This window comes from Pseudomonas lurida, from assembly GCF_013522705.1.
Lineage (GTDB): Bacteria > Pseudomonadota > Gammaproteobacteria > Pseudomonadales > Pseudomonadaceae > Aquipseudomonas > Aquipseudomonas quebecensis.
This window is the reverse complement of the sequence record NZ_JAAMRE010000023.1, coordinates 24,658-50,329: the sequence shown is the minus strand read 5'-3', so window position 1 is coordinate 50,329 and position 25,672 is coordinate 24,658. Positions and strand designations below refer to the sequence as shown.

Sequence of the window (25,672 nt, the reverse complement as noted above, 5' to 3'; positions counted from 1 at the left end):
TGGGGATCCCCGCCACGGTGAAAATCGCGCCAGGTCCAACGAGGCCAAACGCCAGACAAGAAAAACAATTGAGGTTTTCCATGACAACTGCTCTTCAACAGCCTTCACTTTCAAGCCAATGCATGGCCGAGTTTCTGGGCACTGCGCTTCTGATCTTCTTCGGTACCGGTTGTGTCGCTGCGCTCAAGGTTGCGGGCGCCAGCTTTGGCTTGTGGGAAATCAGCATCATCTGGGGGGTCGGCGTGAGCATGGCGATCTACCTGAGCGCCGGGATTTCCGGCGCCCACCTCAACCCGGCGGTCAGTATCGCCCTGTGCCTGTTCGCCGATTTCGACAAGCGCAAACTGCCGTTCTATATCCTCGCCCAGATCGCCGGCGCTTTCTGCTCCGCCGCCCTGGTGTACACCCTCTACAGCAATCTGTTTTTCGATTACGAACAAACCCATCACTTGGTGCGCGGCACTCAAGCCAGCCTCGAACTGGCGTCGGTGTTCTCTACCTACCCCCACGCCCTGCTGAGTACCGCCCAGGCATTCCTGGTGGAAATGGTCATCACCGCCATCCTGATGGGCGTGATCATGGCCCTGACCGATGACAACAATGGCCTGCCACGCGGCCCGCTGGCGCCGCTGCTGATCGGTTTGTTGATCGCGGTGATCGGCAGCTCCATGGGACCACTGACCGGTTTCGCAATGAACCCGGCGCGGGATCTGGGGCCGAAGCTGATGACCTTTTTCGCCGGCTGGGGTGAAATGGCCCTTACTGGCGGACGCGATATTCCTTACTTCCTGGTGCCGATCTTCGCGCCGATTGTGGGTGCATGCCTCGGTGCCGCTGCCTATCGCGGGCTGATTGCCCGCCATCTGCCAAGCGCCGCGCCTGCGGTAATTGAAACACCTGACACGGCTGTCAACGGTAATACCCGTATTTCCTGAAAGCGCCGGCCTGGCGCCCTGCCCTTCGCGGCCCAGGCTGGTTTCTGACTTCCTATTTCGTTCAAGGCAATCGACATGACCGACCTTCAGAATAAGAACTACATCATTGCCCTCGACCAGGGCACCACCAGTTCGCGGGCAATCATCTTTGATCGTGACGCCAACGTGGTTTGCACCGCCCAGCGCGAGTTTGCCCAGCATTATCCGCAGGCGGGCTGGGTCGAACACGACCCGATGGAAATCTTCGCCACTCAGAGCGCGGTGATGGTCGAAGCGCTGGCCCAGGCCGGCCTGCACCATGACCAGGTTGCCGCCATCGGCATTACCAACCAGCGGGAAACCACGGTGGTCTGGGACAAAGTCACCGGCCGCCCGATCTACAACGCTATCGTCTGGCAGTGCCGTCGCAGCACCGAGATCTGCCAACAGCTCAAGCGCGACGGTCACGAACAGTACATCAGCGACACTACCGGCCTGGTCACCGACCCGTACTTCTCCGGCACCAAGCTCAAGTGGATCCTCGACAACGTCGAAGGCAGCCGCGAACGTGCACGCAATGGCGAACTGCTGTTCGGCACCGTCGACAGCTGGCTGATCTGGAAATTTACCGGCGGCAAAACCCACGTCACCGACTACACCAACGCCTCGCGCACCATGCTCTTCAACATCCACTCGCTGGAGTGGGACGCGAAGATGCTGGAGATCCTCGACATCCCGCGCGAAATGCTGCCGGAAGTGAAGTCCTCGTCGGAAATCTACGGCCGCACCAAAAGCGGCATCGCCATCGGCGGCATCGCCGGTGACCAGCAGGCCGCGCTGTTCGGCCAGATGTGCGTGGAAGCCGGCCAGGCCAAGAATACTTATGGCACCGGCTGCTTCCTGCTGATGAACACCGGTGACAAGGCCGTGAAATCCAAGCACGGCATGCTCACCACCATCGCCTGCGGCCCGCGTGGCGAAGTGGCCTACGCCCTGGAAGGCGCCGTGTTCAACGGCGGTTCCACCGTGCAGTGGCTGCGCGATGAGCTGAAGATCATCAACGATGCCCATGACACCGAATACTTTGCCGGCAAGGTCAAGGACAGCAACGGCGTGTACCTGGTGCCGGCATTCACCGGCCTGGGCGCACCGTATTGGGACCCCTATGCCCGTGGCGCGCTGTTCGGCCTGACCCGTGGCGTACGTGTGGATCACATTATTCGTGCCGCCCTGGAGTCGATTGCCTACCAGACCCGCGACGTACTGGACGCCATGCAGCAGGATTCCGGCGAACGCCTCAAAGCCCTGCGCGTGGATGGCGGCGCGGTGGCCAACAACTTCCTGATGCAGTTCCAGGCCGACATCCTCGGCACCCAGGTGGAGCGTCCGCAAATGCGCGAAACCACAGCCCTCGGCGCCGCATACCTGGCCGGCCTGGCCTGCGGCTTCTGGGGCAGCCTGGACGAGTTGCGTGGCAAGGCGGTGATCGAGCGCGAATTCGAACCTCAGCTGGACGAAAAGGAAAAGGAAAAGCTCTACGCCGGCTGGCAGAAAGCGGTCAGCCGCACCCGTGACTGGGAGCCCCACGAAGGCGCTGAATAAGCCAACGTCGGGTTGTAACTGGCAGGGAGCAGATTCCTGCGTCATCATGGGCCACTTTTGTATGGCAGCCCAAAGGACGCCCCATGAATCTGCCTCCCCGCCAGCAACAAATCCTCGAACTGGTCCGCGAGCGCGGCTACGTCAGTATCGAGGAAATGGCGCAGTTGTTCGTTGTCACCCCGCAAACCATCCGCCGCGATATCAACCAACTGGCGGACGCTAATCTGCTGCGCCGCTACCACGGCGGCGCGGCCTATGACTCCAGCGTCGAAAACACTGCGTACGCCATGCGTGCCGATCAGATGCGCGATGAAAAACAACGCATCGGCGAAGCCATCGCCGCCCAGATCCCCGATCACGCCTCGCTGTTCATCAATATCGGCACCACCACCGAATCCATTGCCCGTGCGCTGCTGAACCACAACCATCTGAAAATCATCACCAACAACCTCAACGTTGCCACCATGCTCAGCGCCAAGGACGACTTCGACGTGCTGCTCACCGGCGGCAATGTGCGACGCGACGGCGGCGTGGTGGGCCAGGCAAGCGTGGATTTCATCAATCAGTTCAAGGTCGACTTCGCGCTGGTGGGCATCAGCGGCATCGACGAGGACGGCAGCCTGCTGGACTTCGATTACCAGGAAGTGCGCGTGTCCCAGGCGATCATCGCCAATGCGCGGCAAGTGATACTGGCGGCGGATTCCAGCAAATTCGGGCGCAATGCCATGATTCGCCTGGGGCCAATCAGCCTGGTGGATTGCCTGGTAACTGATCAGGAGCCGGTGCCGGCGCTGGTGCAGTTGCTGAATCAGCATAAGGTTAGGCTGGAAGTCGTGTAGGGCCTTTATTGATGCTATCGGGGCAAGCCGCCTCCCACACTTTGATATGTAAAACCATTCAAATGTGGGAGGGGGCTTGCCCCCGATAGCTATCAATACTCGCTGAAACATCTCGAGCCTTAGACGGGCCAATGTTCACAAATTTTCCTTTCCTCGCCCTTCGATGAGTTTTTTCAATCGAAGTCGGGTGGCTGTGCCCGCGTTTATCAGCTACCATTTTCGCAAATGAACATTAATGTTCGAATTCCAATACGAAAAGATCGCGAGGCCAGCCGATGAACCCTTCTACCTTGCCTGCTCCACCGCTTGCCGAAGTCTATGACGTTGCCGTGATCGGTGGCGGGATCAATGGCGTCGGCATTGCAGCAGACGCAGCCGGTCGCGGGCTGTCGGTATTCCTTTGCGAAAAGGATGACTTGGCCAGCCACACCTCTTCCGCCAGCAGTAAGTTGATCCACGGCGGCCTGCGCTACCTCGAGCATTACGAATTCCGCCTGGTGCGTGAAGCCCTGGCCGAACGCGAAGTGCTGCTGGCCAAGGCGCCGCACATCGTCAAGCAAATGCGTTTTGTCCTGCCGCACCGCCCGCACCTGCGCCCGGCGTGGATGATTCGTGCCGGGCTGTTCCTCTATGACCACCTGGGCAAGCGCGAAAAACTCGCGGGCTCCAAGAGCCTGAAGTTCGGCCCGGACAGCCCGCTGAAAAGCGAAATCACCAAGGGTTTCGAGTATTCCGACTGCTGGGTCGACGATGCCCGACTGGTAGTGCTCAACGCCATGGCCGCCCGTGAAAAAGGCGCCCATATCCACACTCAGACCCGTTGCATCAGCGCCCATCGCAGCAAGGGCCTGTGGGAAATGAACATGGAACGTGCCGACGGCAGCCTGTTCTCGATCCGCGCCCGTGCGTTGGTGAATGCTGCCGGCCCATGGGTGGCCAAGTTCATCAAGGATGACCTGAAACTGGATTCGCCCTACGGCATTCGTCTGATTCAGGGCAGCCACCTGATCGTGCCAAAACTGTACGAAGGCGCTCACGCCCACATCCTGCAGAACGAAGACCAGCGTATCGTCTTCACCATTCCTTACCTGAACCACTTGACCATCATCGGCACCACCGACCGCGAATACACCGGCGACCCGGCGAAAGTGGCGATCACCGAGGGCGAAACCGACTACATGCTTCAAGTGGTCAACGCTCACTTCAAGAAGCAACTGAGCCGCGATGACATCGTGCACACCTACTCCGGCGTGCGCCCGCTGTGCAACGACGAGTCGGACAATCCGTCGGCAATTACCCGCGACTACACCCTGGCACTGTCCGGGGGCACCGGCGAGGCGCCTATCCTGTCCGTGTTCGGCGGCAAGCTGACCACTTACCGCAAGCTCGCCGAATCGGCCATGGCCCAACTGGCGCCGTACTTCACGCAGATGCGCCCGAGCTGGACCGCCACGGCCAGCCTGCCGGGCGGCGAAGACATGAGCACGCCCGAAGCGCTGGCCGAGGCGATTCGCGCCAGGTTCGACTGGGTGCCGAGCGAGATTGCGCGTCGCTGGTCCACCACCTACGGCAGCCGCACCTGGCGCCTGCTGGAGGGCGTGCAATCCCTGGCCGACCTGGGCGAGCACTTGGGCGGTGGCCTGTACACCCGCGAAGTCGACTACCTGTGCGCTGAAGAATGGGCCACCCAGGCCCATGACATCCTGTGGCGCCGGACTAAGCTCGGCCTGTTCACCACCGAACAGGAACAGGAAGGCGTACGGCGTTACCTCTCCAAGGTTGAGCAGAACCGCAGCAAGATCGAAGCGGCCTGATGACCGCGCTGTACTGAGCGAGCTTGCTCGCTCCCCCCGGAACGCCGCGTTTATTCGGAATAAACGCGGCGTTTTTGCAGTGCTCACGTAGGAATTCGTACCCGGCCCACTGCAGGACCATTCGGATTTCCGAACGCCACACCCCGAGCTATTCGGTTTGCCGGATCGCAGCGCTGGAAAAAACCTGTCATACAAACTTAATCTTTATGTAAATCATATATTTAAGCTTTTGTTTCGAGCCTGGCACGACTCATGCTCTACACTCTTGGACGATTGCCGAGACGCCTCAGGAGCCGTCACGGACATTCGCTGTACAAGAGAGCCGTTTAGCTGGCTTCATAAAAAAAACAAATGTCGAGGAAGTATTGATGCGCATCGTTCCCCATATCCTGGGCGCAGCTATCGCTGCTGCTCTGATCAGCACTCCAGTTTTTGCCGCCGAACTCACCGGCACTCTGAAGAAAATCAACGACTCCGGCACCATCACCCTCGGGCACCGCGACAGCTCCATCCCGTTTTCCTATATCGCGGATGGTTCGGGCAAACCTGTGGGCTACTCCCACGACATTCAGCTGGCCATCGTTGAAGCCCTGAAAAAAGACCTGAACAAACCCGATCTGCAGGCCAAGTACAACCTGGTAACTTCGCAGACCCGTATTCCACTGGTTCAGAACGGCACCGTCGACATCGAGTGCGGTTCCACCACCAACAACGCCGAACGCGCCCAACAAGTCGCCTTCACCACCAACATCTTCGAAATCGGCACGCGCCTGCTGGTCAAGAAGGACAAGGACGGCAAGCCAAGCTACGCCGACTTCGCCGACCTTAAAGGCAAGAACGTGGTGACCACCGCCGGTACCACGTCCGAGCGCATCATCAAGTCGATGAACGCCGACAAGCAGATGGGCATGAACGTCATCTCCGCCAAAGACCATGGCGAATCCTTCCAGATGCTCGAAGGTGGTCGCGCGGTAGCGTTCATGATGGACGACGCCCTGCTGGCCGGCGAAGAAGCCAAGGCCAAGAAGCCGGATGACTGGGTCATCACCGGTACCCCACAGTCTTTCGAAGCCTACGCCTGCATGGTCCGCAAAGACGATCCAGCGTTCAAGAAAGCCGTGGATGACGCCATCATCGGCCTGTACAAATCCGGTGAGATCAACAAGATCTACGCCAAATGGTTCGAAAGCCCGGTTCCACCAAAAGGCCTGAACCTCAACTTCCCGATGAGCGACAAGGTCAAGGAACTGATTAAGAACCCAACCGATAAGCCGGCTCCGGAAGTAAAGATCTAAAAGCTGACTAACCTTATCTCCTGAGGGAGCCAACCCTCCCTCAGGCGTCTGCTACTACCTGCTGGTTTTAACTTGGAACACTCGACCTGGCGGTTTTCGAGCCGATCGCGTGTGCCTGGCGTTCAACGTCGGGCGGGAATGGATTTTCCCCAAGCGGGTGCTTGTACATCGATCGATTTCGAGGGGAGACCCTAATGAATTACAACTGGGACTGGGGCGTGTTCTTCAAGTCCACCGGCGTGGGCAGCGAGACCTATCTCGACTGGTACATCGCCGGTTTGGGCTGGACCATCGCCATCGCTGTCGTGGCATGGATCATCGCTTTGCTGCTGGGCTCCATTCTGGGGGTCATGCGCACCGTGCCGAACCGTTTGGTATCGGGCATCGCGACCTGCTACGTGGAGCTGTTCCGCAACGTACCGCTGCTGGTGCAGCTGTTCATCTGGTACTTTCTGGTGCCCGACCTGCTGCCGCAGAACCTGCAGGACTGGTACAAGCAGGACCTGAACCCGACCACCTCGGCCTACCTGAGCGTCGTCGTGTGCCTGGGCCTGTTCACCGCCGCCCGTGTGTGCGAGCAAGTGCGCACCGGTATCCAGGCGCTGCCGCGTGGCCAGGAATCCGCCGCGCGCGCCATGGGCTTCAAGCTGCCCCAGATCTACTGGAACGTGCTGCTGCCCCAGGCCTACCGCATCATCATTCCGCCGCTCACCTCGGAATTCCTCAACGTGTTCAAGAACTCCTCCGTGGCGTCCTTGATCGGCCTGATGGAACTGCTGGCGCAAACCAAACAGACCGCCGAGTTCTCGGCCAACCTGTTCGAAGCCTTCACCCTGGCCACGCTGATCTACTTCACCCTGAACATGAGCCTGATGCTGCTGATGCGCCTGGTCGAGAAGAAAGTCGCAGTGCCCGGCCTGATCTCCGTGGGGGGTAAATAATGGAACTCGATTTCAGCGGCATCATCCCCGCCATACCGGGCCTGTGGAACGGCATGGTCATGACCTTGAAGCTGATGGTCATGGGCGTGGTGGGCGGCATTATCCTGGGCACGCTCCTCGCGCTGATGCGCCTGTCGTCCAGTAAACTGCTGTCGCGGCTGGCCGGCGCCTATGTGAACTATTTCCGCTCGATCCCCCTGTTGCTGGTGATTACCTGGTTCTACCTCGCGGTACCGTTCGTGCTGCGCTGGATCACCGGAGAAGACACCCCGATCGGTGCGTTCACCTCCTGCGTCGTGGCGTTCATGATGTTCGAAGCCGCGTACTTCTGTGAAATCGTGCGGGCCGGCGTGCAGTCGATCCCCAAGGGCCAGATGGCGGCGGCGCAGGCGATGGGCATGACCTATGGCCAGACCATGCGCCTGATCATCCTGCCCCAGGCGTTCCGCAAGATGACCCCGTTGCTGCTGCAACAGTCGATCATCCTGTTCCAGGACACCTCGCTGGTCTACACCGTGGGCCTGGTGGACTTCCTCAACTCCGCCCGCTCCAACGGCGACATCATCGGCCGCTCCAATGAGTTCCTGATCTTCGCCGGTGTCGTCTACTTCATCATCAGCTTTTCCGCCTCGCTGCTGGTCAAGCGTCTGCAAAAAAGGTTTGCCGTATGATCTCTATCAAGAACATCAACAAGTGGTATGGCGACTTCCAGGTGCTGACCGATTGCAGCACCGAGGTTAAAAAAGGCGAAGTGATCGTGGTGTGCGGGCCGTCCGGCTCGGGCAAATCCACCCTGATCAAGTGCGTGAATGCGCTGGAACCGTTCCAGAAAGGCGACATCGTCGTCGATGGCACCTCCATCGCCGACCCGAAGACCAACCTGCCGAAACTGCGCTCGCGCGTCGGTATGGTGTTCCAGCACTTCGAGCTGTTCCCGCACCTGACCATCACCGAAAACCTGACCATCGCGCAGATCAAGGTGCTCGGCCGTAGCAAGGAAGAGGCCACCAAGAAAGGCCTGCAACTGCTTGAGCGCGTCGGCCTGTCGGCACACGCCCACAAGCACCCTGGCCAGCTCTCCGGTGGCCAGCAGCAACGTGTGGCGATTGCCCGCGCCCTGGCCATGGACCCGATCGTCATGCTGTTCGACGAACCGACCTCGGCGTTGGACCCGGAAATGGTCAACGAAGTGTTGGACGTGATGGTGCAGTTGGCCCAGGAAGGCATGACCATGATGTGCGTGACCCACGAAATGGGCTTCGCGCGTAAAGTGGCCGACCGCGTGATCTTCATGGACGCCGGCAAGATCATCGAAGACTGCCCGAAGGAAGAGTTCTTCGGCGACATCAGCGCCCGCTCGGAGCGCGCGCAGCACTTCCTCGAGAAAATCCTGCAGCACTAAGCAATTAAGCCCGAGCCAGTGTGGGAGGGGGCAAGTCCCCTCCTACATGGCAGCTCTGGTTGACCCAAGGCATCTGTGATGAAATGCGACCCCAACCAATTTCGCGCCGCACCGCCATCACTTGCCGTGAAACCTCGTCTGATTCGCCAGTTGTTCCTGCCGCCGTTGATCATCGCCCTGATGGTCGGCCTGGGTTACATCGGCTTCTGGATCAGCGAGTACTATGGCATCCGCACCCTCAGTGACAATGGCGAGCGCCAACTGGAACTGCATGCCCGCACCGTCGAAAGCGAGATCAGCAAGTACACCTACCTGCCCAGTCTGCTGGAGCTGGAAACCAGCGTCTCCACACTGCTGGCCGATCCGAATCAGGAAACCCGCAAAGCCGTCAACGAATACCTCGAAGGCCTGAACCGTCGCAGCCGCAGCCGCGCCATCTACGTGATGGACACCACTGGCCGCGTGCTCGCCACCAGTAATTGGCGCGATGCCGACAGTTACCAGGGTGAAGACCTGTCTTTCCGCGCCTATTTCCAGAACGCCGTGCGCGGCCAGCCCGGCCGTTTCTACGGCATCGGCAGCACCAACGGCGAGCCCGGCTATTACCTCGCCCATGGCCTGGAAGAGCACGGCAAGATCATCGGCGTCGCCGTGGTCAAAGTGCGCCTCGAAGCCCTCGAAGAACGCTGGCAGCGCGCGCGCCTCGAAGCATTCGTGAGCGACGAGAACGGCATCATCATCCTCTCCAGCGACCCGGCCCGCCGTCTCAAGGCCGTGCGCCCACTGAGCGATGAGGTCAAGGAACGCCTGGCCCACAGCCTGCAATACTACTGGGCCACCTTGAACGAGCTGGAGCCCCTGGCCCGCGAGCGTTTGAAGGAAGGCACCGAAAAACTGACCTTCCCGGCTAACAGCGAAGTGGTCAATGACGAGCACGCCGTCAGCTACCTGGCGCAAACTCGTCCGCTCAACGACACACCGTGGAGCTTTACCCTGCTCACCCCGCTCAACGACCTGCGTCGCGCGGCCATCAACCAGGGCATCCTGGTGGCAGTGGCCTTCGGCCTGGTCGCCTTCCTGCTGATCGCCTGGAACGAGCGACGCAAGGTCATCGCCACCCGCCTCGCCGCGCGGGAAGCCTTGCAGGAAGCCAACAGCCAGCTGGAGCGCAGGATTGCCGAACGCACCACCGACCTGCGCGCCAGCAACGAACGGCTCAAGGGGCAGATCCGCGAACGGCGCCAGGCCGAAGAAACCCTGCGCCGTGCCCAGGATGAACTGGTACAGGCCGGCAAACTCGCGGCCATCGGCCAGATGTCCACCAGCATCGCCCATGAACTCAACCAGCCATTGGCCGCGCTGCGCACGTTGTCCGGCAACACTGTGCGTTTTCTTGAGCGCGGCGCGCTGGACACCGCCAGCGCCAACCTCAAGACGATCAACGAACTGATCGACCGCATGGGCCGCATCACCGCCAGCCTGCGCTCCTTTGCCCGGCGCGGTGATGACCAGGGCGAGGCCAGCCTGGCCAAAGCGGTGGACGCCGCGTTCCAGGTGCTGGGCGCGCGTCTGGACAACTTGCCGCTGACCCTGCACCGAGACTTCGCCGACGCTGCCTTGCAGATCGATCAGACCCGCCTGGAGCAGATCCTGGTCAACCTGATCGGCAACGCCCTTGACGCCATGCAGGCGCAACCGGCCCCCGAACTGTGGCTGGAAGGCAGCGGCAGCGAGGGCAAGTACCGCCTGCAGGTGCGCGACAATGGCCACGGCATCGACCCCGAGGCGCGCAAGCATTTGTTCGAACCGTTCTTTACCACCAAACCCGGCGAACAGGGCCTGGGCCTGGGCCTGACCCTGTCGGCCAGCCTGGCGGCCGCCACGGGTGGCAACCTCGCCGTGGAGCATCCGGCCAGTGGTGGTACGGCCTTTGTCCTGAGCCTGCCGTTGGCGGGCGCTCAACCCACTGAGTCGACATGAATACAGACCGCAACGACCTCACCGTCCTGATCGTCGAAGACGACCCCCATGTGCTGCTCGGTTGCCAGCAGGCCCTGGCGCTGGAGGACATCACCAGCGTGGGCGTGGGCAGCGCCGAGGAAGCCTTGAAGCGCGTCGGCGAGAACTTCGCCGGCATTGTCATCAGCGATATTCGCCTGCCGGGCATCGACGGCCTGGAGCTGCTCACCCGCCTCAAGGCGCTGGATAAAAGCCTGCCGGTGGTGCTGATCACCGGGCATGGCGATATTTCAATGGCCGTCGGCGCAATGCGCAACGGCGCCTATGACTTCATGGAAAAACCCTTCTCCCCCGAACGCCTGGTGGACGTCGCCCGACGCGCCCTGGAGCAGCGCGGGCTGGCGCGGGAAGTCTGGGCGCTGCGTCGTCAACTGGCCGAGCGCGACTCCCTGGAAGGCCGCATCATCGGGCGCTCGCCGGCCATGCAGAGCCTGCGCGAGCTGATCGCCAACGTCGCCGACACGTCGGCCAACGTGCTGATCGAAGGCGAAACCGGTACCGGCAAGGAACTGGTCGCCCGTTGCCTGCACGATTTCAGCCGGCGTCACGCCCACCAATTTGTCGCCCTGAACTGCGGTGGCCTGCCGGAAAACCTCTTCGAAAGCGAGATTTTCGGCCACGAGGCCAATGCCTTCACCGGCGCGGGCAAGCGACGCATCGGCAAGATCGAACACGCCCACGAAGGCACGCTGTTTCTCGATGAAGTGGAAAGCATGCCGATCAACCTGCAGATCAAATTACTGCGGGTCCTGCAGGAACGCACCCTGGAACGGCTGGGGTCCAACCAGAGCGTGGCGGTGGATTGCCGGGTCATTGCGGCCACTAAATCCGATCTGGACGAACTGAGCCGCGCCGGTCAGTTTCGCAGCGATCTGTATTACCGCCTCAACGTGGTGACCCTGGAGCTGCCGCCCCTGCGCGAGCGCCGCGAAGACATCCTGCAACTGTTCGAACATTTCCTGCAGCAGTCGTCCCTGCGCTTCGACCGCACAGCGCCGGAGCTGGACAACCAGACCCTGTCCAGCCTGATGAGCCACGACTGGCCCGGCAATGTCCGCGAACTGCGCAACGTCGCCGAACGCTTCGCCCTGGGCCTGCCCGCGTTCAAGAAAAGCGGCGCCGGCAGCGGCGGCCAGGGGTTGGCCTTTACCGAGGCGGTGGAAGCCTTTGAACGCAACCTGCTGATGGACGCCCTGCAACGCAGCGGCGGCAACCTGACCCAGGCCAGCCAGGAATTGGGAATGGCCAAGACCACGCTGTTCGACAAGGTCAAAAAATACGGGTTGAGCCACTGATGGATCTGTTTCTGAAGGCCGCCCTGGGCGCGGCGGTGGTGCTGATACTGGCCGCGCTGGCCAAGACCAAAAACTATTACATCGCAGGGCTGGTGCCGCTGTTCCCGACCTTTGCGCTGATCGCCCACTACATCGTCGGCAAAGGCCGCTCGGTGGAAGACTTGAAGACCACCATCCTGTTCGGCATGTGGTCGATCATTCCGTACTTTGTGTACCTGGCTGCGTTGTATGTGATGGTGGACCGAATGCGCCTGGAGGCTTCTTTAGCCGTGGCGGCGCTGGCTTGGCTGATCGCCGCCACAATCCTGGTGAGCATCTGGGTACGCCTCCATACATGACCGGACTCGGTCAAAAACTGTGGGAAGGGGCTTGCCCCCGATAGCTGTGTGACAGTCAGCTCATCTGTAACTGGGCCACTGCAATCGGGGGCAAGCCCCCTCCCACAGTTTTATCCTGGTTGAGTCAACGGACGATCTTGTCGACCTGGATGCCCAGCTTCTTCAACCGATACCAGAAGCTTCTCTCGGAAATCCCGATCTTGGCCGCCGCCGCGGCCTGCACGCCGTTGCTCTCCTGCAACGCCGCAAGGATGTAGGCTTTCTCGACCTCGGCCAGCGCCGCATCCAGGTCCTGGGGAATGCCCGGTCCGTCGCTGAGAATCGTCGTCACGCCGCCCTCGCTCGGCTTGGACGCAAACAGATAACCCGGCAAATCAATGTCTTCGATCACCGGCGTGGCGGCCACAATGGTCGCGCGTTCCACGCAGTTCTGCAGTTCACGGATATTGCCCGGCCAGTGATAAGCCGCCATGGCCTGCAACGCCTCAGGGCTGAAGCCGGTGATCCGCTTGCCCGCCGTGGCGCTCAGGGTCTGGGCGAAATGCCGGGCCAGGGGTGCGATGTCTTCCACCCGCTCGCGCAGGGCCGGCAGCGGGATCGGGAACACATTGAGGCGGTAATACAGGTCTTCGCGAAACTCCTTGTTGGCCACCGCCTCCAGCAGGTTTTTATTGGTGGCGGCGATTACGCGCACGTCCACCTTGCGCTCGCGCGGGTCACCCACCGGCTCGATCACCCGCTCCTGCAAGGCGCGCAGGATCTTGGCCTGCAACGCCAGGGGCATATCGCCCACTTCATCCAGAAACAGCGTGCCCTTGTCCGCCTGCTGGAAGCGCCCGACCCGGTCCGACACCGCGCCGGTGAACGCGCCCTTGCGATGCCCGAACATCTCGCTCTCCAGCAGGCCTTCGGGAATCGCCGCGCAGTTGACCGCCACGAAGGGTTGGTCGGCACGGCTACCGTGCTTGTGAATGGCGCGGGCCACCATTTCCTTGCCGGTGCCGCTCTCGCCGGTCAGCAGGATGGTGGCGCTGCTGTCACGCACGGAATCCACCGCCTGCAGCACCTTGCGAAACGCCGGGCTATCGCCCACCAGGCTATCGAACTGCGCGTGTTCGTCCAGCTCGGCGCGCAGGCGTGCGTTGTCGCGCAGGATGTCGCGAAATTGCAGAGCCTTGGCCACGGTGATGTCCAGCTCGTCGATATCGAACGGCTTGGCGATGTAGTCATAAGCGCCGTTGCGCATCGACTGCACGGCGTTTTTTACCGTGCTGTAGGCGGTCATCACGATCACCGGCACCTGGGGATAGCGCGTCTTGATTTCCGCCAGCAGTGCCGGCCCGTCCATGCCCGGCATGCGCCAGTCGCTGATCACCAGGTCGATGTCTTCCTGCTCCAGCACCTTGAGCGCGTGCAGGCCGTTGCCGGCGGTAAACACCTGGATGCCATTCTGGCCCAGGGCCGACGAGAGCAAATCACAGAGTTTGGGCTCGTCGTCGACCACCAATACGTTATGCGTCATGACTGTCCTCCTCGTCTTCGCCCCGCGCCGGAATGTACAGGCTGAACGTGGCGCCGGCCTCTTTCTCACTTGTGCATTCAATGCTGGCGTCGTGACTTTCCATGATCGAATAGACCTTGGCCAGGCCCAGCCCGGTGCCGGAGGCCTTGGTGGTGACGAACGGCGTAAAGATACGCTCGATCATCTCGGCAGGAATGCCTTGGCCGCTGTCGGCAATGCTGATGACCGTATTCTCGCCGACGCTGCGGATGCCCAGGGTCAAACGCCCGCCGTCGGGCATGGCGTCGATGGCGTTGATAATCAGGTTGAGGCAGGCCTGCTTGAGTTGCCGGGCGTCGGCATACAGCGTCGCGCCCGGCGCCTGGTCGTCGATCTGCGCATCGATGTTATGGGTGGCCAGCTCCGGCGCGCAGAAGCCGAGGATCTCCTCCACCAGCGCCCGCGCCGGCTGCACCACGCGCAGCGGCGGGTTGGGCTTGGCGAAGTCGAGGAATTCGGTGATCAGGTCATTGATGCGGCTGACTTCGCTGATCACGTATTCAAGGTGGCGCTTGTCGCCGGCCGGCAGGTCGGCGCGGCGGTGCAGTAACTGGGTGGCGGTCTTGATGATGCCCAATGGGTTGCGGATCTCGTGAGCCAGGCCCATGGCGACTTCGCCCAGCGCGTGCAGGCGGTCGCGGCGGCGCAACTGGGCTTCGAGCTGGTGCAATTCGCCCAGGCGCTCGGTCATGTGATTGAAGGTGCTGCTCAACTGCGCCAATTCGTCGCCGCCGCTGACCTCGACGCGGTGTGCGTAATCGCCGGAGATCACCGCGCTCACGCCCTGGGACAGATCCCGCAGCGGCCGGGTCAGGCGCCGCGACACCAGCACCCCGGCGGCCAGTGACAGCGCCGAGCTGAGCAGGAAGATCAGCACGAACAGGTTGCTCTGGTTGACCAGCCCCACCAGGCTGGTGTGGCGCAGCAACCCGCTGAAAATCACGCCTTGCAACTCGCCGGCATCGTTGAAGATCGGCCAGTACAGCCCGCTGTAGTTATGGGTGAACTGCTCGCTGGGTTGGCGCGTGCTGCGCATCGCCGCCTCGACATCCTTGGGGATGCGCGAGGGGTGATCCTCGAAACGCTGGGTCGAGAAAATCTCCGAGAACCCTTCCGGGTTGGCCAGGTACAGCCGCAGGTCGAGGGAATGCACATCGGCCACGCTGGTGAGGAAGCTGCTGTCCAGGTAGGTGCCGACCAGCAGCACGTAATCCACGCCGTCCTGGGTGGTCTCGAAGGTCGAGACCACGATGCCGGTGGACACGCCGCCCACCTGCACGGTCTGCAAGACGGTGTTCCTGGCCAGGCTGATCTGTTTGACGATGTCGTCGGCGGCAGTGCTGAACACCGGTTTGTTGTCACTGACGCGAATCAGCGCGACCACATCGATGTCGGTGGCATCGGCAATGTCCGCCGTCAGCCGGTCGTGCTTGGCCGCCTGTCTGCTCGCGGGCGGGCTGGTGTAGCGCAGGAACAGCTTGGCCATGCGTGCGTTGTCGTGAAGGATATCGCCGATCTCGTCCTTGACGATCTTGGTCGACTCCTGCAGCCAGATGCGCACGTTGCTGTCGAAAATCTCCGACAGCGTGGTGGCGGCCAGCTCCGCCGCGATCATGGTGGGGATCACACTGACCAACCAGAACGCCAGCACCAGCTTGCGCTGGACACTCCAGCGCGAAATGGCAAATGGACGGGCTTTCTGGCGGGTCTTGGTGATCATCGGGATTCGCTTATTGCAGCAGCCATGGCAGGGTCGGAACGATCCGGTCGGATAAACAGTTTTACCAGCGCGAGCAGACCGTTGACCAGGCGGTTACGGTGCCGGAAGAACACCTGGTTGCCCTGGAACGTGCAGCCCAGGCGCAGCTTACTGGCATACCCGGCCTGCCCGCACTCGTACGCTGCAATTTTGTGTTGAATACAGTAGTCGACATTGGTCAGCCAACTGCGAAAGTACAGGTTGTGGTCGCGGGTGAAGGCGACGTCATGCCCGAAGAACTTGTCCACCAGCCGATGTTCGTCCCTGAGCATGAGGTTGAACGCTACCAGTTGCTCATCCACCCAGTACAGAACACACACCGCGCGCCCTTCGAGGCGTTCGAGCACGCCGGTGAAGTAGCTGGCGGGCAGGCGCTCGAACTGCAACTCGGCGCGGGTAAGCGTGGCTTCGTACAGCCTCATGACCTCGGGCAGCACATCATCGATATTGTCCCGCCATTCGACCCGCGGCCCCGGCGCGCGCAGTTTGCGGCGCAGGTCCTTGCGCGTGGATTTGCCCAACGAACCGAGGTAGGCGTCCACCGAGCCATAGGGCAGCGGCAGCACGCCAGTAGGCAGGCTCGGCATACTCTGGAAACCGGCGGCGCGGCAGCTTTCGCGCCAGTGCGGGTCGTGGCTGGGGGCATCCTTGACCGCCAGCAGGCCGATGCCGAGGTCATCGGCGTCCTGTCGGGCGGCCTGCAGCAGATGCGTGAGCACCAGCGGGCGGCGCACCTGCGGTACCTCGCTGGCAAACCCGACGTCGCAGCGCTCGGCCAGCGGCGAGCCCAAGGCATACAACCCCAGCTGCAACGCTCCCGGCCACAGGCGTTGCAGGCGCGTGGTCAAGCGCTTGCCGACGCCGGACACGGTGGTGTCGAGACGGTAATGGGTAATAAAGGCCGGCGCCACGGCCACCAGCGTTCCATTGTCGTACACGGCCAGGTAGCGCCATTGAAAATCCTCGACGGCGGCGTTTTCCACGGCGACGTAATAGTCCCAATCTTCAAGCGCACCGGGAAAACAATCGTTCCAGGCACTGCGCTGCAGAGCCCGGATGGTTGCAAAGGCTTGGGTGGTGATCACGTGTTCCCCTTTTTTGGCTGAGGATCTGGTTGGGTCAGGTCGCGTGGTGAGCAGGCTTGCCACAGAGCCCGCTCAGCACACCCGTCGCGTTAACCACAACACGCCAACACATCGTCGGTCGCCCGTTCGCGGATAAAAGCGGCGCTCAGTTCGATCACCCGCCGGTATTGCAGGTCGACGGTGATCATGTGGTAGCAGTCGTCCAGCAGGATCTTGGTCACCGGCCCGCCCAGGTGGCGCTCGACGTAGTCGGCGTTCCAGCGGCTGGTGATGTCGTCTTCGATCGAATGCAGCACCAACGCCGGTACGTTGATCGACGGCATGCGTTTCTTCACCACGGCGTTCATCCAGTGCAACTCGCGCACCGTCACCCCTTCCATGGTCAACAACCCCGCCTCGCTGCTTTCACCCTCCTTCATCTGCCGCTCGACGATTGCCCGTAACCGTTGGTTCTTGATGCCGTAGGGCGGCTTTTCAGTAAACCGGAACAGGCGCACGCCGAACGGGATGCGGATCAGCAACGGCGTGATGAACGCCATTTTGCTGATGCTCCAGCCGTCGTACTTAAGGGTGGTGGAATACATCAGCAGCCCGGCGACCTGGCCCGGATGCTCCGAAGCCAGGTACATCGACATCACCGCGCCCATGGACAAGCCACCGACGAACACTTGCCCATGCCGCTGGCGCACCTGCACGAAGGTCTTGCGCACGCCTTCGTACCAGTCGCGCCAGCCGGTGGCCTGCAAGTCGCTGTTGCCGCCGCAGTGTCCGGCCAGGGTCGGTACGTACACCGTGCACGTACCGTCCCTGGCCAGGCCCTTGGCGACCTGGCGCAATTCATTCGGGGTGCCGGTCAGGCCGTGGATCAACAGGACCCCGACCGGACCGTTGCCGAGCACGAAACCGGCATCACCTTCACCGAGGTCGAACCCGTGACTGTTCACCGCTTGGTCGCCCGTACCAGCAGTTGTTCCAGCAGCTTGAGGCCCAGTTCGATTTCCGGGTAGCTGATTTCCAAGGACGGCGCCAGGGTGATCACGTTTTTGTAGTAACCGCCCACGTCGAGGATCAGGCCGAGTTTCTGCCCGTCGACCACCATATCGCCCTTCATGCCTTCCTCGACCATGTAGTCCAGGGTCGCCTTGTCCGGGGTGAAACCGTCCGGGCCGCAGATTTCGCAGCGTAGGGCCAGGCCCAGGCCGTCCACGTCGCCGATGATCGGGAAACGCTTCTGCAAATCCTGCAAACCTTCAAGGAAGAACTTGCCCTTGGCCATGACCATCGCGCCGTAGTCGACTTCGTTGGTCATCTTGAACATTTCCAGACCCACCGCCGTGCCCAGCGGGTTGGAGGCGAAGGTGGAGTGGGTCGAGCCTGGCGGGAAGATCTTCGGGTTGATCAACTCTTCGCGAGCCCAGATGCCGCCCAGGGGGTTGAGCCCGTTGGTCAGCGCCTTGCCGAACACGATCACATCCGGCTGCACGTCGAAGTGTTCGATCGACCACAGCTTGCCGGTGCGGTAGAAGCCCATCTGGATTTCATCGGACACCAGCAGAATGCCGTGCTGATCCAGTACCTGCTTGAGTTCGCGGTAAAAGTTCATCGGCGGGATCACATAGCCGCCGGTGCCCTGGATCGGTTCGACGTAGAACGCGGCGTATTCGCTCTGGCCGACTTTCGGGTCCCACACGCCGTTGTATTCGGTCTCGAACAGCCGCGCGAATTGCTGCACGCAGTGGCTGCCATATTCTTCCTTGGTCATGCCCTTGGGGCCGCGGAAGTGGTAAGGGAACGGGATGAATTGCGCACGCTCGCCAAAGTGGCCATAGCGGCGACGGTAGCGGTAGCTGGAAGTGATCGACGAGGCGCCGAGGGTGCGCCCGTGATAGCCGCCTTCGAAGGCGAACATCAAACTCTTGCCGTTGGTGGCGTTACGCACCACCTTCAGGGAGTCTTCAATCGATTGCGAACCGCCGACGTTGAAGTGCACGCGGCCGTCGAGGCCGAATTTGTTCTTGGCGTCGACGGCGATCATTTCCGACAACTCGATCTTGCCCTTGTGCAGGTACTGGCTGGCGATCTGCGGCAGGGTATCGATCTGCTGTTTCAGCGCATTGTTCAGGCGCGGGTTGGCGTAGCCGAAGTTGACCGCCGAGTACCACATTTGCAGGTCGAGGTAGGCCTGGTCTTCGGTGTCCCACACGTAGGAACCTTCACAGCGGCTGAAAATGCGCGGCGGCTCGATGTAATGGACGGTATCGCCGTAGGAGCAGTACTTGGCCTCTTTGTCCAGAAGCACCTGGTCTTCGGCGGTTGCGATGCGGATATCAGACATGATGGAAGAGTTCCTGGGAGTCAGTAGCAAAGGAGGAGGTATTGGCGGCAATGCTCTGCGGGAGCCGCGCCAGCAATGCCGTCACTTCGGCAAAGGTGTCGAAGCGCGCATGGGGGATGGCGTTAGCGACGCAGTACTCGGCGAGGCTGCCCTTGGCGAACACGAAGTCAGCGGTGGAGGCCACGCACATGTCGGACTTGCCGTCGCCGATCACCAGCACCCGCTTGTTGCGCGGGGTGGATTTGCACTTGCAGTTGCCGGACGCGGCGCGGCAGGCATCGCTTGAATAGGGAAAATCGATGCGCCAGCTGTTCTGGTCGACCTGGCGCAGGCGGTTGGCGAGGATCGGCAGCAAGGTCACATAGTTGCGCGACAGAATCCGCGCGATGCCTTGTTCGATGCCGTCGCTGACCACGTCCAGACTCGCCCCCAGGCCGAGGACGTGATCGACGAAATCCGGAAAATCCGGGTCGATCTCGACGCTGTCGAAGTACGCCAGCAATTCGCTGGGCGTGGCCTTGATCAGCGCCAGTTGGCGGCTCAGGCATTCGCGTGAACCGATATGCCCGTCCAGCCATTGCTGCTCGATGGTTTCCCACTCGGGGCCGGCGAAGCGTTGGAGGACGTTGTCGATGACATCGGTGGGCGTGATGGTCCCGTCGAAGTCACACACGATATGCCAGTCAATCATCTGCGTTTACCTTGAAGAGGGCGCGCTGCATGCGCTTGCCCAAGGGGTAGAGCAGAGACTGTGCCAAGTGGCCATCACCCCGTGCAGCCGGGGCTTTGCTCGGGGTGCGGGGCTTATATGTGTCGTGACAGCTACAATTTTTGTAGCTTGCTACAAACAACATGAGTGCTTGCACGGCCACCGCGCTTTGCGCGTTCATGCGCGGGTATTCAATCAAGGAACAGTGACCATGTTGAGGATCACCTGCGCGGCACTCGCCGGTTTGCTTGGCCTGTGGGGCGTTTCCAATACCGCGTTGGCCGACGGCATCAGGGGTGAAGTCGGCGCCGGCCTGAGTTATCAGCCCCACGACCCGACCGGCAGCCGCTACGAAACGCGGCCCGTGCCCTATGTGGATCTGGACTGGGGCAATGTCAGCCTGAGCACCGACGACGGCCTGACCTGGAGCGCGGTGGACACCCACGGTTTCAGCGCCGGGCCGTATATCAATTACCTGCAGGGGCGTACGTCCAACGGCTCGCTGCAGGGGTTGCGCAACGTGTCGGACATGGCCGAGGTCGGTGGCTTCGTGCAATACGCACCGGCTGACTTCTGGCGGGTTTACGCGCAGCTGGGCCAGGCCGTCGGCGGCGGCCACTCCCAGAGCGGCACATTGGGCAAGCTGGGTGGCGAACTGGGCTACCCGCTGGGCGGTGGGATCATCGGCAGCAGCGGCCTGGTGGCGCATTTCGCCGACGCACGGCAGACCAACACGTTTTTCGGCGTGGACGACCACGAAGCCGCCGCCACCGGTTTTCGCCCGTATAACGCCAGCGGCGGTTTCCAGAATGTAACGCTGACCCAGAGCTTTGAATTTCCCCTGGCGCCTCACTGGTCGCTGTTGACCAGCGCCAGCTGGGTGCACCTGGTGGGCTCGGCGGCGAACAGCAGCATCGTCAAGCAGACTGGCGATGTGAACCAGGGGCAGGTGCAAACGGCGATCAGCTACAAGTTCGATTGATCCACTGTGGGAGGGGCTTGCCCCTCCCACCCATGAACATCGGGGGGCCAAGCCCCTCGACCATCAGTTCTCTTCGCCTTCGGCCAGCAGGGCGATGCCACCGATGATCACTGCAACCCCCACCCAATGCAGCGGGCTGATATGTTCCCCCAGCCCCAGCCACGACCCCAGCAGCACCACCACGAACACCAGTGAACTCAGGGGAAAGGCCAGTGACAAACTGCTGCGCCGCAGGATCAGCATCCACACGAAAAACGCGCCGATGTAGCAGGCAATCGCCGCCAGGATGCCGGGGTTATGCGCGACTTCCACCAGCCACTGCCAATTGAAATCCATCTGTCCCAACTGATCGCCGGCGATCTTGGTGAACAGCTGGCCGGCACTCTCGGTGCAGATCAATAAGGCCCACAACACCACCGTGCCCAGGCGTTCGTGCAGCCAACCGGCATTGACGTTTTGCGTACTCATGCCTGCCCTCCTCCAATCGCCACCAACATCACCCCTAATGTGATCACCAACGTGCCCAGCCAGCGCCGGCGGCTGACGGTTTCGCCCAGCACCAGTTTGCCCGCCAGTACCACGCCGCAGTACGCCAGCGCCGCCGCCGGAAACAGCAGGCTCAGCGGCGCGCGGGACAAGGCTTCGAGCCAGACGAAAAACTCGATCACATAGGCGCCGATTCCCGCCCACAACAGCGGCGCATTGAACACCTGGCCCCAGAACGCATTCAGGCGAAAATCGCCCTCCAGTTCGGGCAAACGGTCCAGGCCCATCTTGAAACACAGCTGGCCGATCACATCGAGCACGATGGAAAACGCCACCAGCACCACCACGGTCAGGCTCACGGGAACAATTCCTCGAACAGGTCGATCAGGGCCGCATTGGTGGCGGCATTGCGCTGCAGATCCTCAGGGCTCCAGCGCTCGGCGGGAGGCTGGTCGGACTTGGCCTCCCAACGCTTGAATGCGTTGCTGAACGCCGGCGTGGCGAACTCGCCGCAGACGTCGATGCCGATGATGCGTTTGCGTGCGGCCAAGGCGCGCAGGGCCTGCAGCAAGTGGGTCAGGCGCATGCCGCCCTGGTCCCAGTTGGTGGCTGCGTCTTCGCTGGCCAGCACGTCTTTATCCACTGTGATCCAGACCGCGTCGGTGGGCAGGCTGCTGATCATCTGTTCGAGAAATGCAGTCCAATCCAGCTCGGCCAGGTTGCGCCAATACAAGTGATCTTCGCGCTGCTGATGCCCGGCGCCATCGCCGATCCGCCCCCATACTTTCGACGGCGCATGCTGCCAGGGAAACAGCTGCAACTGCCCGCGCTTGAGCGCAGCGAGGTTGCCGCCGCGCAGTTGCGGGTTATGCAGGTCATCGCTGCACGGGCCGAGGGTGACAATGCGTTTGATCGCCGGCATCTTCAACGCGCGGTTGACCCATGACCCGCAGTGGCGCTTGGGCGCCAGGCGCACCCAGTCGGGGTGATTGTCAAAGTGGATCAGGCTGACCGGCTCTTTCAAGTCGGCCAGGAACGCCGGCGTGAGGTGGTGGTAATCGCCGGAGCCGACAAACAGGATCTCCGGCCGCGCGTCCGTGGGCCGCGGCCGCCGGGCCAGGCGTTCGACGAAGCGTTTCCAGGTCTTTTCGGTAGACCAGAGGCGCAGCTTCGGGCCCAGGTCCAGCAGATCGATACGCGTCGCCTGCCCGCTGGCCAACCGCCGGGCAATCGGCGCCTGCGCGGTGAGGCTGTGGTCTAGATCGAGAATATTCACGGCAGTGTTCCCCTAAGGCTTTAGGGGGTCAATGCAAGGCGCGGGCCAGCGCCTACCCCAAGCACACTGCCAAAACCCTGTGGGACAGGGCTTGCCCTCGATAGGTGGTTGGGGCGCTACAGGCGGTGACAGACACTCAGCCTTCGAATCGTCGCAGCGCCCCTCCCACCTTTGGATATGGGGTTCTAGTTTTTGGCCTCGTTGATGATCTGGCGAATCGCCCCCACAAAGGCTTCGGCCGGCTGACCACCGCTCACGGCGTACTGGTCGTTGAACACGATGGTCGGCACCGAACTCACGCCACGGGAAATCCACAGCTGCTCCTGCTCGCGCACGTCGGCGGCGTATTCGTCGCTGGCGAGAATCGCGGCCGCGCGCTGGATATCCAGGCCGACGCTTTCGGCGATGATCGCCAGGGTGGCGTGGTCGGAGGGGTTCTGCTGGTCGGTGAAGTAAGCCTTGAACAACGCTTCCTTGAGGTTGTACTGCAAGCCTTCAAGGCCGGCCCAATGCAGCAGGCGATGCGCATCGAAGGTGTTGTAGATGCGGCTCTGGCCATCGGTGCGAAAGGCAAAGCCCAGCGCCGCGCCCAAATCGCGGATGCGCGCACGATTGGCCTGGGACTCTTCGGCGCTGGAGCCGTATTTTTCGGTGATATGTTCGACGATGTTCTGCCCCTCGGCCGGCATGTTCGGGTTGAGTTCGAACGGCTGGAAGTGGATCTCGGCCTGTACCTCGGCGCCCAGTTGGTCCAGGGCGTCGGTCAGGCCGCGCAGGCCGATGATGCACCAGGGGCAGGACACATCGCTGACGAAATCGATTTTCAGGGGGGTACTCATGCTAGGCAACCTCGCAGGCCATATGCGCCACAAAGGTTGCACCATACACCAATGTCACAGCACCTTCGAAGGTGCCACCGGCTCGATGCGTGCCCAGTGCGCGGCATCCTCGCGATGGGCTTGCAGGTACGGCAGCACCGCCATCAGCAGCGGCGCCTTGAACGCTTCCTGGAACCGGTGGGCCATGCCCGGAATCAGCTTTAACTGGCTGCCCTGGATATGCGCCGCCAGATGCACGCCGTGCATCACCGGCAGCAACGGGTCGGCGGTGCCGTGGACCACCAGCGTCGGCACGCGCAGCTGGTTGAGCAACGGCACGCGGCTGGGTTCGGCGAGAATCGCCATGATCTGGCGCTTCACGCCTTCGGGGTTGAACGCACGATCGTAGGACAGCGCCGCCTGGTGCAGCAGGGCCTGGCGGTCGTCCTTGATGTTCGGGCTGCCCAGCGCCGCGAGCAGGTCGGCCTGCTGCTCCAGGGCCACTTCGCGGTTGGGCGCACTGCGCCGCGACAACAACTGCACCAACGCCGCGTTCGGCGCCGGCAGCCCTTCGGCGCCGGAGCTGGTCATGACCAGGGTCAGGCTCTCGACCCGCTGCGGCGCCATGGCAGCCAGGTGCTGGGCGATCATGCCGCCCATGCTGGCGCCCAACACATGAAATTGCTGGATCTGCAAAGCATCCATCAGGCCCAGGGCGTCATCGGCCATATCGGTCAGGGTGTAGGGCGCCGCCACCGGCAGGCCGAGCTTGTAGCGCAATACTTCAAAGGTCAGATTGGCGCTGGCCGGGGTCTGGCGCCAGGTGGACAGCCCGACGTCGCGGTTGTCGTAGCGGATCACCCGAAAGCCCTGCTGACACAGGGCGACCACCACTTCATCCGGCCAGTGGATCAACTGCCCGCCCAGGCCCATCACCAGCAGCAAGGCCGGGTCGGACGCGCGACCGATGCTCTGGTAGGCGAGGCTCACCTGATCCAGGTCGACCGTTTGGGTCGGGACATTGATATCGCAACGAGAGGCCGCAAAAGACGGCAGGCCGAACAGGAAGGCGGCCAGTAACAGCAACACACGCATGAAAAACACCAAAACGCAGAACCCCAGTAGAGCGCGAGTCTGATGAAGTTTGTTCAAGCGCGCTGCCACAGTTCGATGACAGTTTGATGAAGAGTGCCCGATGGTCACGGTCGACAGGTTCTGCAACATGAGCCAAACTCACGCCATTGTACGCCGTCACAAATTATCTTCATGGAGAGCCCGTGCTCGAGATCCGTCACCTCAAGACCCTGCACGCCTTGCGCGAAGCCGACAGCCTGGTGGAAGCCGCCGAGCGCCTGCACCTGACGCAATCGGCGCTGTCCCATCAGTTCAAGGAGCTGGAGGAACGCCTGGGCATGCCGCTGTTCGTGCGCAAGACCAAGCCGCTGCGCTTCACCAGCGCCGGCCTGCGCCTGTTGCAATTGGCCGATGCCACCCTGCCCTTGCTGCGCGGCGCCGAGCGCGATATCGCGCGCCTGGCCGGCGGCACCGCCGGGCGGTTGCACATGGCGATCGAATGCCACAGTTGCTTCCAGTGGCTGATGCCGACCATCGACCAGTTCCGCGACGCCTGGCCGGAAGTCGAGCTGGACCTGGCCTCGGGCTTTGCCTTCGCACCGCTGCCGGCCCTGGCCCGTGGCGACCTGGACCTGGTGGTGACTTCCGACCCGCTGGAACTGCCGGGCATCACCTATGTGCCGTTGTTCACCTACGAGGCGATGCTGGCCGTGGCCAACCAGCATGCGCTGGCGAACAAGTCCTACATCGTGCCGCAAGATCTGCTCAGCGAAACCCTGATCACCTACCCGGTGGAACGCGACCGCCTGGATATTTTCACGCGCTTCCTGGAGCCGGCCGATGTGGAACCGGCCCAGGTCCGCACCTCGGAGCTGACGGTGATGATGATGCAGCTGGTGGCCAGCGGCCGTGGCGTATGCGGCATGCCCCATTGGGCGCTGCACGAATACAGCTCGCGCGGCTACGTAAAGGCCAAGCGCCTGGGTGAGAAGGGTTTGTTCGCCACGCTGTACGCCGGCATCCGCGCCGACATGCTGGATGCGCCGTATATGCGCGACTTCCTGCTGACGGCCAAGGACACGTCGTTTTCTACGTTGGACGGGGTGAGTGCGGTGCGCTGAGGGGCGA

General features: G+C 62.0%; 24 protein-coding genes. 13 read left to right on the top strand and 11 right to left on the bottom strand.

Annotated features, from left to right (window positions below; all coding sequences use genetic code 11):
* Nucleotides 1-80: 80 nt before the first annotated feature.
* The 11 genes from G7025_RS18300 to G7025_RS18250 all read left to right on the top strand — a co-directional run bounded on the left by G7025_RS18300 (nucleotide 81) and on the right by G7025_RS18250 (nucleotide 12,459).
* The gene (locus G7025_RS18300; RefSeq protein WP_034096127.1) at nucleotides 81-935 is read left to right on the top strand and encodes an MIP/aquaporin family protein; all 855 of its coding nucleotides are present in this window, start codon (nucleotides 81-83) and stop codon (nucleotides 933-935) included.
* A gap of 75 nt (nucleotides 936-1,010) precedes the next feature.
* Nucleotides 1,011-2,516 carry a glycerol kinase GlpK gene (gene glpK / locus G7025_RS18295; protein WP_181080528.1) on the top strand — a complete coding sequence of 502 codons (1,506 nt, stop codon included), beginning with the start codon at nucleotides 1,011-1,013 and terminating at the stop codon, nucleotides 2,514-2,516.
* A gap of 83 nt (nucleotides 2,517-2,599) precedes the next feature.
* Nucleotides 2,600-3,355: a DeoR/GlpR family transcriptional regulator gene (locus G7025_RS18290; RefSeq protein ID WP_027604598.1), complete on the top strand. Its 756-nt coding sequence runs from the start codon at nucleotides 2,600-2,602 to the stop codon at nucleotides 3,353-3,355.
* 275 nt (nucleotides 3,356-3,630) lie between these two features.
* A complete protein-coding gene (glpD, locus tag G7025_RS18285; protein WP_181080527.1) occupies nucleotides 3,631-5,169 on the top strand; it encodes a glycerol-3-phosphate dehydrogenase in 1,539 nt (512 codons plus the stop codon).
* Between the two features lie 368 nt (nucleotides 5,170-5,537).
* On the top strand, nucleotides 5,538-6,464 hold the full coding sequence (locus tag G7025_RS18280; protein WP_181080526.1) for a glutamate/aspartate ABC transporter substrate-binding protein: 927 nt from the start codon (nucleotides 5,538-5,540) through the stop codon (nucleotides 6,462-6,464).
* Between the two features lie 194 nt (nucleotides 6,465-6,658).
* On the top strand, nucleotides 6,659-7,405 hold the full coding sequence (locus G7025_RS18275; protein WP_181080525.1) for an amino acid ABC transporter permease: 747 nt from the start codon (nucleotides 6,659-6,661) through the stop codon (nucleotides 7,403-7,405).
* Nucleotides 7,405-8,076, top strand: a complete 672-nt coding sequence (locus G7025_RS18270; protein ID WP_181080524.1) for an ABC transporter permease subunit — start codon at nucleotides 7,405-7,407, stop codon at nucleotides 8,074-8,076. Before G7025_RS18275 ends, G7025_RS18270 begins: the two co-directional genes overlap by 1 nt.
* The gene (locus G7025_RS18265; RefSeq protein ID WP_042560754.1) at nucleotides 8,073-8,807 is read left to right on the top strand and encodes an amino acid ABC transporter ATP-binding protein; all 735 of its coding nucleotides are present in this window, start codon (nucleotides 8,073-8,075) and stop codon (nucleotides 8,805-8,807) included. Before G7025_RS18270 ends, G7025_RS18265 begins: the two co-directional genes overlap by 4 nt.
* 78 nt (nucleotides 8,808-8,885) lie before the next feature.
* Nucleotides 8,886-10,787: a sensor histidine kinase gene (locus G7025_RS18260; protein WP_181080523.1), complete on the top strand. Its 1,902-nt coding sequence runs from the start codon at nucleotides 8,886-8,888 to the stop codon at nucleotides 10,785-10,787.
* Nucleotides 10,784-12,121 carry a sigma-54-dependent transcriptional regulator gene (locus tag G7025_RS18255; protein ID WP_181080522.1) on the top strand — a complete coding sequence of 446 codons (1,338 nt, stop codon included), beginning with the start codon at nucleotides 10,784-10,786 and terminating at the stop codon, nucleotides 12,119-12,121. The genes G7025_RS18260 and G7025_RS18255 overlap by 4 nt, the downstream gene beginning before the upstream one ends.
* On the top strand, nucleotides 12,121-12,459 hold the full coding sequence (locus tag G7025_RS18250; protein ID WP_181080521.1) for a GlpM family protein: 339 nt from the start codon (nucleotides 12,121-12,123) through the stop codon (nucleotides 12,457-12,459). Before G7025_RS18255 ends, G7025_RS18250 begins: the two co-directional genes overlap by 1 nt.
* 124 nt (nucleotides 12,460-12,583) lie before the next feature.
* On the opposite strand, the gene G7025_RS18245 is transcribed toward G7025_RS18250, so the two are convergent.
* The 6 genes from G7025_RS18245 to G7025_RS18220 form a co-directional block, all read right to left on the bottom strand.
* Nucleotides 12,584-13,981, bottom strand: coding sequence for a sigma-54-dependent transcriptional regulator (locus G7025_RS18245; RefSeq protein WP_181080520.1), 1,398 nt, complete (start codon nucleotides 13,979-13,981; stop codon nucleotides 12,584-12,586).
* Nucleotides 13,971-15,740 carry a sensor histidine kinase gene (locus tag G7025_RS18240; RefSeq protein ID WP_181080519.1) on the bottom strand — a complete coding sequence of 590 codons (1,770 nt, stop codon included), beginning with the start codon at nucleotides 15,738-15,740 and terminating at the stop codon, nucleotides 13,971-13,973. The genes G7025_RS18245 and G7025_RS18240 overlap by 11 nt, the downstream gene beginning before the upstream one ends.
* Nucleotides 15,737-16,864 (bottom strand): GNAT family N-acetyltransferase, encoded by a 1,128-nt coding sequence (locus tag G7025_RS18235; protein WP_181080518.1) that lies wholly within the window; start codon nucleotides 16,862-16,864, stop codon nucleotides 15,737-15,739. The genes G7025_RS18240 and G7025_RS18235 overlap by 4 nt, the downstream gene beginning before the upstream one ends.
* Before the next feature lie 89 nt (nucleotides 16,865-16,953).
* On the bottom strand, nucleotides 16,954-17,808 hold the full coding sequence (locus G7025_RS18230; RefSeq protein ID WP_181080517.1) for an alpha/beta hydrolase: 855 nt from the start codon (nucleotides 17,806-17,808) through the stop codon (nucleotides 16,954-16,956).
* Nucleotides 17,805-19,199 (bottom strand): aspartate aminotransferase family protein, encoded by a 1,395-nt coding sequence (locus G7025_RS18225; protein WP_181080516.1) that lies wholly within the window; start codon nucleotides 19,197-19,199, stop codon nucleotides 17,805-17,807. The genes G7025_RS18230 and G7025_RS18225 overlap by 4 nt, the downstream gene beginning before the upstream one ends.
* The gene (locus tag G7025_RS18220) at nucleotides 19,192-19,890 is read right to left on the bottom strand and encodes an MtnX-like HAD-IB family phosphatase (protein ID WP_181080515.1); all 699 of its coding nucleotides are present in this window, start codon (nucleotides 19,888-19,890) and stop codon (nucleotides 19,192-19,194) included. The genes G7025_RS18225 and G7025_RS18220 overlap by 8 nt, the downstream gene beginning before the upstream one ends.
* A gap of 229 nt (nucleotides 19,891-20,119) precedes the next feature.
* Here G7025_RS18220 and G7025_RS18215 point away from each other — a divergent pair, with 229 nt between their 5' ends.
* Entirely contained in the window at nucleotides 20,120-20,890 is a 771-nt protein-coding gene (locus G7025_RS18215; protein WP_181080514.1) for a MipA/OmpV family protein, read from the top strand.
* A gap of 63 nt (nucleotides 20,891-20,953) precedes the next feature.
* Here the strand turns inward: G7025_RS18215 and G7025_RS18210 are convergent, their stop codons facing one another.
* From G7025_RS18210 to G7025_RS18190, 5 genes are all read right to left on the bottom strand, one after another.
* Nucleotides 20,954-21,358: an EamA family transporter gene (locus G7025_RS18210; RefSeq protein WP_181080513.1), complete on the bottom strand. Its 405-nt coding sequence runs from the start codon at nucleotides 21,356-21,358 to the stop codon at nucleotides 20,954-20,956.
* Nucleotides 21,355-21,735, bottom strand: coding sequence for an EamA family transporter (locus G7025_RS18205; RefSeq protein ID WP_181080512.1), 381 nt, complete (start codon nucleotides 21,733-21,735; stop codon nucleotides 21,355-21,357). Before G7025_RS18205 ends, G7025_RS18210 begins: the two co-directional genes overlap by 4 nt.
* Nucleotides 21,732-22,652 carry an arginase gene (locus G7025_RS18200; protein ID WP_181080511.1) on the bottom strand — a complete coding sequence of 307 codons (921 nt, stop codon included), beginning with the start codon at nucleotides 22,650-22,652 and terminating at the stop codon, nucleotides 21,732-21,734. Before G7025_RS18200 ends, G7025_RS18205 begins: the two co-directional genes overlap by 4 nt.
* A gap of 185 nt (nucleotides 22,653-22,837) precedes the next feature.
* The gene (locus G7025_RS18195) at nucleotides 22,838-23,491 is read right to left on the bottom strand and encodes a DsbA family oxidoreductase (protein WP_181080510.1); all 654 of its coding nucleotides are present in this window, start codon (nucleotides 23,489-23,491) and stop codon (nucleotides 22,838-22,840) included.
* Nucleotides 23,492-23,545: 54 nt separating this feature from the next.
* Nucleotides 23,546-24,565 (bottom strand): alpha/beta fold hydrolase, encoded by a 1,020-nt coding sequence (locus G7025_RS18190; protein ID WP_181080509.1) that lies wholly within the window; start codon nucleotides 24,563-24,565, stop codon nucleotides 23,546-23,548.
* A 182-nt stretch (nucleotides 24,566-24,747) separates the two neighbouring features.
* Here G7025_RS18190 and metR point away from each other — a divergent pair, with 182 nt between their 5' ends.
* A complete protein-coding gene (metR, locus tag G7025_RS18185; RefSeq protein WP_056858838.1) occupies nucleotides 24,748-25,665 on the top strand; it encodes a transcriptional regulator MetR in 918 nt (305 codons plus the stop codon).
* The last annotated feature ends 7 nt before the right edge of the window (nucleotides 25,666-25,672 follow it).

What these genes read in the sequence shown, in the direction of transcription:
- G7025_RS18270 (WP_181080524.1), top strand. Translation starts at nt 7,405, where the DNA reads ATGGAACTCGATTTCAGCGGCATCATCCCCGCCATACCGGGCCTGTGG.
- G7025_RS18280 (WP_181080526.1), top strand. Translation starts at nt 5,538, where the DNA reads ATGCGCATCGTTCCCCATATCCTGGGCGCAGCTATCGCTGCTGCTCTG.
- glpK (WP_181080528.1), top strand. Translation starts at nt 1,011, where the DNA reads ATGACCGACCTTCAGAATAAGAACTACATCATTGCCCTCGACCAGGGC.
- G7025_RS18240 (WP_181080519.1), bottom strand. Translation starts at nt 15,740, where the DNA reads ATGATCACCAAGACCCGCCAGAAAGCCCGTCCATTTGCCATTTCGCGC.
- G7025_RS18265 (WP_042560754.1), top strand. Translation starts at nt 8,073, where the DNA reads ATGATCTCTATCAAGAACATCAACAAGTGGTATGGCGACTTCCAGGTG.
- G7025_RS18210 (WP_181080513.1), bottom strand. Translation starts at nt 21,358, where the DNA reads ATGAGTACGCAAAACGTCAATGCCGGTTGGCTGCACGAACGCCTGGGC.
- G7025_RS18220 (WP_181080515.1), bottom strand. Translation starts at nt 19,890, where the DNA reads ATGATTGACTGGCATATCGTGTGTGACTTCGACGGGACCATCACGCCC.
- G7025_RS18300 (WP_034096127.1), top strand. Translation starts at nt 81, where the DNA reads ATGACAACTGCTCTTCAACAGCCTTCACTTTCAAGCCAATGCATGGCC.
- glpD (WP_181080527.1), top strand. Translation starts at nt 3,631, where the DNA reads ATGAACCCTTCTACCTTGCCTGCTCCACCGCTTGCCGAAGTCTATGAC.
- G7025_RS18190 (WP_181080509.1), bottom strand. Translation starts at nt 24,565, where the DNA reads ATGCGTGTGTTGCTGTTACTGGCCGCCTTCCTGTTCGGCCTGCCGTCT.
- G7025_RS18255 (WP_181080522.1), top strand. Translation starts at nt 10,784, where the DNA reads ATGAATACAGACCGCAACGACCTCACCGTCCTGATCGTCGAAGACGAC.
- G7025_RS18245 (WP_181080520.1), bottom strand. Translation starts at nt 13,981, where the DNA reads ATGACGCATAACGTATTGGTGGTCGACGACGAGCCCAAACTCTGTGAT.
- G7025_RS18260 (WP_181080523.1), top strand. Translation starts at nt 8,886, where the DNA reads ATGAAATGCGACCCCAACCAATTTCGCGCCGCACCGCCATCACTTGCC.
- G7025_RS18215 (WP_181080514.1), top strand. Translation starts at nt 20,120, where the DNA reads ATGTTGAGGATCACCTGCGCGGCACTCGCCGGTTTGCTTGGCCTGTGG.
- G7025_RS18275 (WP_181080525.1), top strand. Translation starts at nt 6,659, where the DNA reads ATGAATTACAACTGGGACTGGGGCGTGTTCTTCAAGTCCACCGGCGTG.
- G7025_RS18290 (WP_027604598.1), top strand. Translation starts at nt 2,600, where the DNA reads ATGAATCTGCCTCCCCGCCAGCAACAAATCCTCGAACTGGTCCGCGAG.
- G7025_RS18195 (WP_181080510.1), bottom strand. Translation starts at nt 23,491, where the DNA reads ATGAGTACCCCCCTGAAAATCGATTTCGTCAGCGATGTGTCCTGCCCC.
- G7025_RS18250 (WP_181080521.1), top strand. Translation starts at nt 12,121, where the DNA reads ATGGATCTGTTTCTGAAGGCCGCCCTGGGCGCGGCGGTGGTGCTGATA.
- G7025_RS18225 (WP_181080516.1), bottom strand. Translation starts at nt 19,199, where the DNA reads ATGTCTGATATCCGCATCGCAACCGCCGAAGACCAGGTGCTTCTGGAC.